Here is an 11656-nt window from a genome sequence, read left to right as displayed (position 1 = left end):
GTCGTATCCCGGCGGGGACGCTCCATACTTGGCCTCGTTGATTTCCTTGTCCGTGGCATCGATGCCGACCTTGAGCACGCGCACCAGCACGCCACGGCCGCCGGGGATCTCGTCAACTCGGGGCTTGGGCAGGCTCGCCAGGTGGACGCTGTTGGCCTTGCCTGGATGGACGGCGATCGCTTTCATGCAGAGGTACCTTTATCACGGAAGAATGAAGTGGCCTGGCGTGGCAATAAATGCGGGTGCGACGGTCGCAAGAGCATCGTTCTCGATGCTTGCCGCAAAGTCGTCCACATGACTTGCACGCCACGGCAGTGGGCCAAAGCACAGCTTGAGCGACCGACCTGTCACAGAGCACGAAGGTTGGAATTCACCCAGCGTTGTGCGACAATCAGAGGCCCCAATCTAAGCTGCGACCGACCAGGCAACAAGGGAGACTCACCAGCTATGAGGCGATACTTTCGCGGAGTTTGGGCAGCCACGTACGGTGGTTGCTTGGGCTTATTTCTCTGGTCCGGGCTGCTGCTGACATCGCAGGCTATTGCCGCAGATGCCGTGGTACCGCTAGCAAACGCTCATGCGCACAACGACTACGAGCACAAACGCCCGCTGCTGGATGCGCTCGACCAGGGTTTTTGCAGCGTCGAGGCCGATATCTATCTGGTCGACGGCGCGCTGCTGGTCGCGCACAATCGCCGCGACGTCAAACCAGAACGCACGCTCGAAGCGCTCTATCTCGATCCACTCTTGGCACGTGTTCGCGAAAATGGCGGACGCGTCTATCGCGATGGCCCCCCGTTTACCCTGCTCATTGATATCAAGACCGATGGTGCGCAAGCCTACGAAGTGTTGGCAAAAATGCTGGCTCGCTATGCAGAAATGCTGACCGTGGTGCGCGATGGCCAGGTCACGCCGGGCGCAGTAACCGTGGTTATCTCGGGCGATCGACCGGCGGATCGGATTGCGGCAGACAAGATTCGCTATGCCGGGATCGACGGCCGGCTGAGCGATCTCGATTCCGACCTGCCCGCGAACCTGATGCCCCTGGTGAGCGACAACTGGATGGTACATTTCCGTTGGCGCGGCAAGGGAGAAATTCCCGCGGCCGAAAAAGAACTGCTGCAAACCTCGGTTGCCAAGGCTCATGCCAAAGGCCGGAAGGTTCGCTTCTGGGCAATACCATCGAACCCGGCGGTGTGGGGAGAATTGGCGGCGGCAGGCGTTGATCTGATCAACACCGACGACTTGCCAGGTCTGGCGGCGTATTTGCGCGAGCATGCGGCGAAACCATAATGCGGCCGGAGTTTGTCGGTGACCAAGGTATCTCCTTCCGAGCAGCGCGAGCTGGCCGTCCACGTGCTCCGCAAGCTGCGCGAGGCGGGCTACCGGGCATTGTGGGCCGGAGGCTGTGTGCGCGACCAATTGCTGGGCCGCACTCCCAACGACTACGACGTTGCCACCAGTGCCACGCCGCCCGAGATCCGCCAGGTGTTCGGGCGCCGCCACACGCTGGAAATCGGCGCAGCTTTTGGTGTTGTGGCCGTGCTGGGGGGCAAAGGGGCTGGCATGGTCGAGGTGACCACGTTTCGCCGCGATGCCCAGTACAGCGACGGTCGCCATCCGGACGCCATCGTTTTCAGCACACCAGAAGACGACGCGCAACGGCGCGATTTTACGATCAACGGCCTGTTCTACGACCCGCTCGAAGAACGCGTGATCGACTACGTGGGCGGAGTCGCCGACCTGGAGCGACGGCTGGTCCGCGCGATTGGCGATCCGCGCGCACGATTCTCAGAGGATAAGCTGCGCATGATCCGCGCCGTGCGGATCGCGGCCGGCTTCGACTTTGCACTCGATGAGGCCACGCTCAAGGCCATCGACGAGATGGCTAATACGATCAACGTCGTCAGCCCCGAACGCATCGCCCAGGAGATGCGCAAGATGCTGGTGCATGCCCAACGGGCCGAGGCCGTGGAGCTGTTGCACCGCTCGGGGTTGCTCCAGGCGTTGCTGCCCGAATTGCTGACATTGATTTCCGACGAAGTCGATGTGTCGCGCACGGGTGACCCAACGCCGCACGGCGTCGATCTGTGGCGGCACACGCGGCAGGTGCTGGCGGCACTCCGCGAGCCGACGTTCCCCTTGGCGTTGGCGGCCTTGGCACATGCGTCGGCAGAGCAGCCTCCGCATGCCGACAATCCGCAGCAAGTGGAATCGGCCCGCGCGCAGGCCGTGCAGACGGTGACCACGATTTGCGAGCGTTGGCGGTTATCGAACAAGGAGCAAGATCGGGCTACGTGGTTAGTCGAACATCATGGACGACTGACGGACGCGGCGCGCCAGCCTTGGTCGACGTTACAGCCGTTGCTGGTAGCGGCCGGTGGGTCCGAGCTGGTGGCGTTGCACGAGGCCGAGGCCGCCGACGCCGCTGACGTCGCATTGCAACACGCGGCCGACGTGGAGTTTTGTCGCGCACGGCTGGCCTGGCCGCAGGACCAACTGATCCCTCCCCCGCTAATCAGCGGCGACGACCTGGCCAGGCATGGCGTGCCGAAGGGGGCGATCTACCGCATGCTGCTGGAACGCGTCCGCAATGCCCAGCTAGACGGACAGATTCTCGACCAGAGGCAAGCGCTGGCGGTGGTCGATCGGCTGCTAGCGGAAAAAGGCTGATGTGGTCGGCTCGCAGGACTGACTCGGCACAGTGGCTACCAGGAAATCTGCTCAAACAATTCGCGTAACCGTCGGCCGCGGGTCGCATTCAGGGAATCAATGAATGCGATGCGACCTAGCAGGTGGGCGCGAAAATTGTCGTGGCCGGCGCGATTCTGGTCCGTCACGCCGTGACGAATGCAGTTTGTCAGCGTCGCCTTGAGGCAATCGAAATCCGCCCTCATGACGTTCAATCGGTCGTTTACCACAATACCCGCCAGGCGTTGCCGGACCCCACGGCGCATGATGCGCGTCTTGCGATGATGCACAGCGAAGCCCTCCTCAATCGCGGTCGCACAGACATGGTGCCGAAACCGCTCGACGACGCGCTGGAATTCTTCCCCGCCCGAGAAGGCCAAATCATCTGCATAGCGTGTGTAGACCGCAGCCGCGGACTGAGCGAGGCCCGACAACCGACAATCCAATCGAAAGGCGGCCAGATTCGCCAGCGCCGGCGAGGTCGGCGCGCCCTGCGGAAGGTGCGGCTGCGCGTACCGCGCGCGCATGCCGTGCGGGCCCTCGTGTGACGCGGCCGCCTCCCAAACGTCCTCAGGCGTGCGGTTGGTGCAGAGGCCGCCTAGCAGGTTGGCGACCGTATCAGGATAGCCTACCGTGCGAAACAAAGCCTGGATTCGGGCACGCGATATCGATGGAAAGAACTCACGCAGATCGAGTCGCAGCACGACTTGTTTACCGACATGGGGTGCGGCGAAGGTCCTGATCGAACGCTCGTGGCAAAAACCGTGAGCCGCGGCATGTAGCGGAATATGGTCGAGAATGCCATTGAGAATCTATCGCTGAATTTCCTTCAAACGCGGTTTGGGTGCTTCGATAAGGCGCATCTGCCCGTCTCGTTTCCGTAGTGGCAGGTAGTGATAATGTCGCAACTTCGGTCGGCTGCATTGGCATGCGAGCCCTTTCAGGTCCGCAAACCACGCCAACTCGCTATTGCTAACTCCCAGCCATTGCGCCAGCTCTCCGGCGGTGCGGATCTCGGGGACGCCCCACAAACGGGCCGCCGAGACCGGACTCATCACGGCCGGCGCCCTCAGCCACTGGATCACGCGCACGCGATGGAGGGCAGAAGCGCGTACAAAGCCTGCATCGTTCCGTATCAGCTTCTCGATGAGCGCACGCCGCGGTCTAGCTTTGCTAGCGAAGCGCCGGCACAGCCGCCGAGCCAAAGAGTTCAGCCAAGGAGAACGTCGCCCTAACAGGCGGGCGCCACGTTCGACTAATGACTCTTCTTCGAACGGCCCGGCAAGGAAAGCCGCCGACAGCGCTCGCGCGATATTCTCGTTCGCGTGCATCGTGAAATGGGCGACAGAGTACCCTAACGAGTCTGGTCCAGCGTGAGACTGTATGCGTGCAACGCATGGGCTCTCACGCGACGAAATCCTAATCCTTCACGATCCCCTGGGGTATCCCCAGAGAGGCAAGGTCGAACGCGCGGCTCGAACCTGTGCCGGCTTAGGGTACTCTGCCGCCGCAGGCGCATCATAGCAGGGGCGATTCCGAGGGTGGCAACTTTACAGTCCGCGACATCCTGGCGCGATCATGACAGCCGTGCCGGCCTCGCGGTGTGGCCGCCTGGACAGGCGTGCCGCGCCGGCCTACGATCATTCGACACGGGTTGGCCCCGCTGTTTCGCTGTTAAAAGGATGAATCGCGTGGAAATCGATTTTGTAAGCGTGTTGTTTCGTTGGTTGCACATCCTGCCGGCCATGGTGGCCGTGGGGGGAGCTATTTTTATGCGCATGGCACTACTGCCGTCGTTGGCCGAAGTGCCCGACGCGCAACGTGCCACGCTGCACGAGGCGATTCGCTCGCGATGGTCGAAGTGGATCATGGGCGCGATCCTGTTGTTGCTCATAAGCGGGTTCTACAACTTTTTCACGCTCAATAGCCGGTACAAGTTGCCGCCGGCCTACCAAATGCTGTTCGGCATCAAGTTTCTGCTGGCGCTGGCGATCTTTACGCTGGCCAGCTTTCTGTCGGGGCGCACAGCGGTTGCGCAACGGATGCGGCAGAACGCCCGTACCTGGCTGAACCTGAACGTGGGACTGGCCGTGCTGTTGGTGTGTATCTCGGGCGTGATGCGGAATGTAACGATGAACGCGCCCTTGAAGTCTGCGGCCACGCCGCCGGTGGCGGTCAGTAGCGACCGCTAAATGGCCTACCCTTGGGCGTGGCGGCAAGGTCCCGCAAACTTTCGATGGAATCGACGATGGATAAAAAGGCCAAGAAGCGCATCGACCTGTTGAACACGCGGCTGCAGAAGCTGCGACTGCAATTAGCCGGCGTCAAGAAGCAGATGGACGATCCGGCCGACGCCGGGCGGATCGAGAAAGAAATCGCCGAGGTCCTGGCCGAGGTCGAGAAGCTGAAGAAGGCCTAACGGACGGCCGCCCTGCATGTTGCAAGCGGGCGGCGCATCATCGCCTGGTGATCGCGCAACAAAAAAACCGACGGTGGATCGTAACAAACAATCCACCGCCGGCTCGCACGGAGAAACCAATCGCAAAGGTTTCTGCATTTCCAAGTTCGATCGCGAAGCGATTCACGATCGCATAGTTCGACTGCTATTTGTCGCGGTAAACCGCCAGATCATCGCAGCCATCGCCGTCCCAATCTCCCACCACGGGCAGGAAGCGGGGACCGCCCAGCTCGATGACGTCGGCTTCTTCGGCCGGCGCCTTGATGTCGGTCTGAATGAGCCATTTTCCCGATCGGTAGACACCGATCTCGTCGATGCCATCGCCGTTGAAATCGCCGGCCACCGGCAGATCATCGGCGCCGCCGAACTCGGCGAACGCGTCCGCGGCGCTAGCCCGGCCGTCACCATCGACGTCGATCGTCCATCGTCCATTCCGAAAGACGGCAATGGTATCGACCCCGTCGCCGTTGAAATCTCCGGCCACGGCGCTACCCGGCTCCGAGCCGAACAGCAGCACATGATCGACCGGGTCTGCCAGCAAGTCGCCGGCGACGCCCCCCTTGGCGAGGCGCGCCGGGCGACCTGACTGGCCAGTAGCCGTCGAATTCGTTTGACTGGCGCCCGCATTATCGGCATCGGGCAATCCCGCGTCGCCGCCGACGGCTGTGGCGTCTACGCCGAAAACGCCGATGTCGGATTTGCCGTCACCGTCCCAGTCCCCCACGAGCGGCTGATCTCCGGCGCCGCCGAGGCGCGCCCACAGGTCTTCCTGATCCCACACGCCATTGCTGTTGAGATCGATGAACCACTGGCCGTCTATGAATACTCCCACCTCGCCTTGACCATCGCCGTCGAAGTCGCCGGCAATCGGCAAGGCTCGGCTCGGCGTGGCCACATTCGAGATATTACCCTGGGAGAGGTTCGCTCCCAGAAATGTCCACCGCGAGCGACTGAGCTCGGGTCGTGCCTCGGCGAACAAATCTGGCAGGCCGGCCGTTTCCTTGGCGAACTGTTCCGGCGCCAGTCCCTGGCCGCGGCGGTGCCCACCATTGAGCACGCTTAATCGCGCAGAATATTGCACGTTGCCGGCGACGTTGGTTCGTTCGTTGCGCGCTGCGGACTCATCGGCCGAAACAACGGCGCATTGGCAGGTCAAGGCGCTCGCGCCGGCCAGCAGCAAAGCCCGACGGGTGGCAATTGCGCTCAAGCGCAACAGCGCATGTAAGTGCGTGCCCATGACGGTCTCTCCAGGTGCGTTCGACATGATGCTCTGACAAGACATGGGGCCGCGTGAAGCGGCGGTGCCGGGAACCCGGCAACGGAACTATAGTCCGATTCCATTACCGAGCGCAGAATATTTTCGCCCAGTTCCGAGTGTACCACTTCTGTCGATTTAGCGCAGTGGTAACACATGAAACGCTTGGCAACAGCTGAAGCTGGCCAAGCGTGGCAGAGTCTGCCGATTGTAAGGCGCGTGTCAGCGCGCTCGCGCCGTGCGATCGAGCGCAGCGACTGGCGATGCGTCAGCCGCCGCGCTCATGCGGCGCGATAGAGAGAACGAACGACGCAGTGCTTACTCGGTGACCGTGGGCGCCGGCGCGGCAGGCACCGCGGCCGCGACGTTCTGTGCCCCTTCGTGGTACACGCCTGGCTCGTCGACGCCGTCTCCGTTCCAGTCGCCCACCACGGCCACGTCGCCCGGGGCACCGAGCTCGAACAGCTTGTCGCGCGCGTCGAGCACGCGGTCGCCGTTGGTGTCGACATACCAGGTGCCGGCACGATAGACACCCAACTCGTCGATGCCATCGCCGTTGAAGTCGCCCACGATGGGCTGATCGCCGTCGACACCGTAGCGGAAGTCGCTATCGTTCTCGGTCCATTTTCCGTCGCCGTTGCTGTCGAGAAGCCAGCGACCCTTGTAGAACAAGCCGATCGTGTGTACGCCGGTGCCGTGCCAATCGCCCGTGACCGGAATGTCGCCCGGGGTGCCGTAATGGAAGACGTGATCGATCACGTCTGCACGATAGTCTCCCTTCGAGGTGTGCTTGAGCGTGCGATAGCCGAGTGCCGCCTCTTCGGTTTCTGGCGGTACGTTTTTCTTCGGCCCGGTCTTGGTGTTAAGTGGAGCGGGCAAGCCCGGCTCGCGACGAATGGCCGAGGGATCGCCTGGCCAGGCGCGGCCGAAGATTCCGATATCGGTCTTGCCGTCGCCGTCCCAGTCGCCGGTGACGGGTTTGTCCCCTTCGTGGCCGAGCTTGGCCCACAAGTCCCCCTCGTCCCACTGGCTATTGCTATTGAGATCGATGAACCACTGGCCATTGTAGAAGAAGCCGACGTCGGTAATGCCGTCGCCGTTGAAGTCGCCTGTGACCGGAATGCCATTACGCATGCCGAAGCGGACCAAACGCTGAGCAGCTTCCTCGTCTCCGTCCTGGCCAAGTACCCATTCCGAGTTGTGGACTTCCTCGCCGCCCATCTGGAACGGATCGCTTTTCATACTGATCAATGCGACCTGCGTCTGTGGCGCTTGCACGCCGCGCGGTTCACCGGCGTCGACGATGCTCAAGTGCCAGGTGTAGCCTCCGGCATATCCGCCGCCGTAGTACAGCGACAACGGAACGCTCGTTGAGTCGGTCAACGGGGTAGGAATGATAATGATCGGCGTCGGCGGATTCGCCATCGGCACGAGGCTCGGGATATTAAACGTGGACAAAGGAATGAAGCTCGGCGCCTGCACGCAGAAATCGTAGTCGGTCGCTGTGACTCCGGCGGCGATCGGAATGCTGGTGATCGTGTCGACACCCACCAACGTGCCCCCGACCGAGCCGACACTGTCGCCGAATTCCTTGTAGGGCGACAATGGCAATTCGTGTACGGTATACGTGCCCGGCTGCAAGTTGCTGAACTTGTATTGACCGTTTTGATCGGTCACCGTGCTGGCGACCACCTGATTCGAGGAATCGATCAGTTGAATGGTAACGCCCGCCAACAACGGTTCGCCCGGCTCGTAGATGCAGTCGCCATTCAAGTCGACGTGTACCATGCCAGAAATGCTGGGAGGCGTTTGCACGCAGAAGTTGTAGTCCGTGGCGTTTACGCCGGCGGCCAACGGCACATTGACTATGGTGTCGAGCCCCTGCAGCATGCCGCCGGCCGAGCCCACGGAATCGCCGAACTCGTAATATCCGGCCGGCTGCACCTCGTGTACGGTGTAGGTGCCGGGCGTGAGGTTCGTGAATTTGTACTGACCGTTCTGATCGGTCACGGTGGTGGCCACCACCTGGTTCGACGAATCGATCAGTTGAATCGTCACACCAGCCAGCAGCGGCTCGCCCGGCTCGTAGATGCAATCACCGTTCAGGTCGACGTGTACCATGCCCGAGATCGTGGGCGGCGTCTGTACGCAGAAATCGTAATCGGTGGCATTCACGCCCGAGCCGAGCGCGGCGCCCGCGATCGTATCGAGCCCTTGCAGGGTGCCGCCGGCCGAACCGACCGAGTCGCCGAATTCGTAATAGCCAGCCGGCTGGACTTCATGCACCGTATACGTGCCAGGCTGCAAGTTGCCGAACTTGTATTGCCCGTTCTGATCGGTCACCGTGGTGGCGACCACATCGTTCGAGGAATTGAGCAACTGAATGGTCACGCCGGCCAGCAGCGGCTCGCCCGGCTCGTAGATGCAGTCGCCGTTCAGATCGACGTGCACCATGCCCGAGATCGAGGCTGGCGCCTGCACGCAGAAATCGTAATCGGTGCCGTTCACACCGGAACCGAGTGTCACGCTGGCGATGGTGTCTAGCCCCTGCAGTGTGCCGCCGACCGAGCCCACCGAATCGCCAAACTCGAAGTAACCCGTCGGTTGCACCTCGTGTACGGTGTACGTGCCGGGCTGCAAGTTGCTGAAGTTGTACTGTCCGTTCTGATCCGTGACCGTGGTGGCGACCACCTGGTTCGACGAATTGAGCAGTTGCACCGTGACGCCGGCCAACAGCGGCTCGCCGGGCTCGTAGATGCAGTCACCGTTGGTATCGACGTGAATCATGCCCGAGATCGAAGCCGGAGCCTGCACGCAAAAATCGTAGTCGGTGGCGTTCACTCCCGAGCCCAACGTGGCGCCCGTGATGGTATCGAGACCTTGCAGCGCGCCGCCGGCCGAGCCGACACTATTGCCGAACTCGAAGTAGCCATTTGGTTGCACTTCGTGTACCGAGTATGTGCCGGGCATCAGGTTGCTGAACTTGTATTGGCCGTTCTGGTCTGTGACGGTCGTTGCCACGATTTGGTTCGACGAATCGATCAACTGCACCGTGACACCGGCCAACAACGGCTCGCCGGGCTCGTAGATGCAATCGCCGTTGGTGTCGACGTGAATCATGCCCGAGATCGAGGCCGGTGCCTGCACGCAGAAATCGTACTCGGTCCCATTCACGCCCGATCCCAACGTCACGCTTGCGATCGTGTCTAACCCTTGCAGCGTACCGCCGGCCGAGCCCACCGAATCGCCGAACTCGAAGTAGCCGGTCGGCTGCACTTCATGCACGGTGAACGTGCCGGGCTGCAAGTTGCTGAACTTATACTGACCGTTTTCATCGGTCACCGTGGTCGCCACCACCTGGTTCGACGAATTGAGCAGTTGCACGGTGACGCCTGCCAACAGCGGCTCGCCCGGCTCGTAGATGCAATCGCCATTGGTATCGACGTGGATCATGCCCGAGATCGATGCCGGCGCTTGCACGCAGAAGTCGTAATCCGTGGCGTTGACGCCCGACCCGAGCGTGGCGCCCGCGATCGTGTCCAAACCTTGCAGCGTGCCGCCGACCGAGCCGACCGTATCGCCGAACTCGAAATAGCCGGCCGGTTGTACTTCATGCACCGTGTAAGTGGCAAACGGCGACAAATTGCTGAACTTGTATTGTCCGTTCTGATCGGTCGTGGTTGTGCCGATGACCTGGTTCGACGAATTCCAAAGCTGGATGGTCACGCCTGCCAGCAGCGGTTCCCCCGGCTCATAGATACAGTCACCGTTCATATCGACGTGTACCATGCCCGAGATGCTGGCCGGCAACAATTCACCAAAGTTGTAGTTCACGCCATTCGTGCCCGACAGGAGCACCACGTTCGAAATGCCGTCGGGGGGCGCCAGTACGCCACCGACCGAGCCAACGCTATCCTTGCCGTCGAGATATCCGGCAGGCTGCTCCTCCTCAACGGTGTAGTTGCCCGGCATGAGATTCGAGAATTGGTAGTAGCCCGTGGAATCGGTCGTCGTCGTGGCCACCTTTTGCAGCTGCGCGTTGTACAAATCGACCGTTGTGTTCGGGATCCCGGGCTCGCCGCTATCTTTTATGCCGTTGTTGTTCGGGTCGTAGTAGACGAAGCCGCTGATCTTCGACGGCAGCGCCTCGGCAAAATCGTTTTGAATACTGTTGTCACCACCCAACAGCACGACGCTACTGATGATGTCGGGCGTGGTCACTGTGCCATCCGTCACACCGCTTACGGTGCCTGCCGCGGCCCCCACGCTGAAATAGCCGCTCGGTTGCGTCTCGACGACGCGATATTGGCCGGGCTGCAAATTGTTGAAGTGATAAGCGCCGTTGGAATCGGTTGTGGTTGTCAGGCCAGTATTAACGTACTGCGTGCCATTCCAACTTTGCAGCGACAACAAGACGTTACCGATGCCCGGCTCGCCGGATTCTTGCTTGTTGTCCAGGTTAAGATCGTTAAACACAAAACCACTAAGGCTGCTGGGCAGTGCGATCTGTGTCCCCGAGGCCAACGCTCCGGCCGTTAGCACCGACGACGGCGTGGGATTGGGCGGATCGTAATTGTCCTTGGGCAGCGTCAGTCCGCTGCCGGCAAACTTCGGATCGAAAGCGTCCACGAACGTATTCGTGCCGGTGAAGTCCTCGTAGTGCGGCGCCTGGAAAGTAGCCGTGAGATGCGAGCCGGCAAATTCCGCGCCTTCGACGACGGCGCTGGCGGGCGGCGTAAGACCCAACTCGTCGACGTCGATGGTAAATACAAGAGTCTTGCCGGCTGTAAAGCCCGAGAATGACATGTCGAGCGTCGTGCCGCCGTTAACGACGTTGACATTGGTTACCTGCACGCCATCGCTCGAGACGACCTGGAACGGATGAAATCCATAGACGCCTGGGCTGCCGGCCGTCGTGTTAAAGAACGGGTCGCCATTGCTTAGGCCATCCAGGGCCTTGTCGGTATTGATCTGCAGGTGGGTCAACTGCGTGCCGCTGGCACCGCCGTCGAACTGCACCTGAAACGTATTGGGAACGTTGTCCTCGCCGCTGGCCGGGTCGTAATAGACCACGCCGATGTGGAGATCGGCCGCCATCAGGCGGCGCTCTTCCATCTCCTCGAACCGACAGCGGCGATACAGCGTGTTACGCTTGGGCGCGAGAGTCAATTCAGCGGTTGAGCGGCGCCGCGCGAAACGAAAGACATTGCTGAAAAAACCCACGATCAACCTCCTTGCGAGCGTGGAGCCGG

The 11656-nt window shown here is 61.4% G+C and carries 9 protein-coding genes; 4 read left to right on the top strand and 5 right to left on the bottom strand.

The window, feature by feature from the left end; genetic code table 11:
• A partial coding sequence (locus VGG64_13395) for a glucose dehydrogenase (protein HEY1600596.1) occupies positions 1-186 on the bottom strand: 186 nt, incomplete at its 3' end.
• Positions 187-447: 261 nt separating this feature from the next.
• Between VGG64_13395 and VGG64_13390 the strand changes: the two genes are divergently transcribed.
• Both VGG64_13390 and VGG64_13385 read left to right on the top strand, forming a co-directional pair.
• Positions 448-1293 carry a phosphatidylinositol-specific phospholipase C/glycerophosphodiester phosphodiesterase family protein gene (locus VGG64_13390; GenBank protein ID HEY1600595.1) on the top strand — a complete coding sequence of 282 codons (846 nt, stop codon included), beginning with the start codon at positions 448-450 and terminating at the stop codon, positions 1291-1293.
• 18 nt (positions 1294-1311) lie between these two features.
• Complete coding sequence (locus tag VGG64_13385) at positions 1312-2673, top strand: CCA tRNA nucleotidyltransferase (protein HEY1600594.1); 1362 nt, start codon at positions 1312-1314, stop codon at positions 2671-2673.
• A 35-nt stretch (positions 2674-2708) separates the two neighbouring features.
• Here VGG64_13385 and VGG64_13380 read toward each other — a convergent pair whose 3' ends face one another.
• Together VGG64_13380 and VGG64_13375 are read right to left on the bottom strand one after the other, a co-directional pair.
• Positions 2709-3479, bottom strand: coding sequence for a reverse transcriptase family protein (locus VGG64_13380; protein HEY1600593.1), 771 nt, complete (start codon positions 3477-3479; stop codon positions 2709-2711).
• A gap of 24 nt (positions 3480-3503) precedes the next feature.
• Positions 3504-4022, bottom strand: coding sequence for a hypothetical protein (locus VGG64_13375; GenBank protein HEY1600592.1), 519 nt, complete (start codon positions 4020-4022; stop codon positions 3504-3506).
• A gap of 360 nt (positions 4023-4382) precedes the next feature.
• On the opposite strand from VGG64_13375, the gene VGG64_13370 reads away from it, so the two are divergent.
• Complete coding sequence (locus VGG64_13370) at positions 4383-4883, top strand: hypothetical protein (protein ID HEY1600591.1); 501 nt, start codon at positions 4383-4385, stop codon at positions 4881-4883.
• A gap of 56 nt (positions 4884-4939) precedes the next feature.
• On the top strand, positions 4940-5110 hold the full coding sequence (locus tag VGG64_13365; GenBank protein ID HEY1600590.1) for a hypothetical protein: 171 nt from the start codon (positions 4940-4942) through the stop codon (positions 5108-5110).
• Between the two features lie 184 nt (positions 5111-5294).
• Here VGG64_13365 and VGG64_13360 read toward each other — a convergent pair whose 3' ends face one another.
• Both VGG64_13360 and VGG64_13355 read right to left on the bottom strand, forming a co-directional pair.
• Positions 5295-6386: a hypothetical protein gene (locus VGG64_13360; GenBank protein HEY1600589.1), complete on the bottom strand. Its 1092-nt coding sequence runs from the start codon at positions 6384-6386 to the stop codon at positions 5295-5297.
• A gap of 336 nt (positions 6387-6722) precedes the next feature.
• Positions 6723-11627, bottom strand: a complete 4905-nt coding sequence (locus tag VGG64_13355) for an SdrD B-like domain-containing protein (protein ID HEY1600588.1) — start codon at positions 11625-11627, stop codon at positions 6723-6725.
• Positions 11628-11656: the final 29 nt, after the last annotated feature.

Source organism: Pirellulales bacterium, assembly GCA_036490175.1.
Taxonomy (GTDB): Bacteria; Planctomycetota; Planctomycetia; order Pirellulales; family JACPPG01; genus JACPPG01.
The sequence above is the reverse complement of the archived record's forward strand: the minus strand, read 5'-3'. Positions and strand labels throughout refer to the sequence as shown.

What these genes read in the sequence shown, in the direction of transcription:
- VGG64_13365 (HEY1600590.1), top strand. Translation starts at nt 4,940, where the DNA reads ATGGATAAAAAGGCCAAGAAGCGCATCGACCTGTTGAACACGCGGCTG.
- VGG64_13390 (HEY1600595.1), top strand. Translation starts at nt 448, where the DNA reads ATGAGGCGATACTTTCGCGGAGTTTGGGCAGCCACGTACGGTGGTTGC.
- VGG64_13360 (HEY1600589.1), bottom strand. Translation starts at nt 6,386, where the DNA reads ATGGGCACGCACTTACATGCGCTGTTGCGCTTGAGCGCAATTGCCACC.
- VGG64_13375 (HEY1600592.1), bottom strand. Translation starts at nt 4,022, where the DNA reads ATGCACGCGAACGAGAATATCGCGCGAGCGCTGTCGGCGGCTTTCCTT.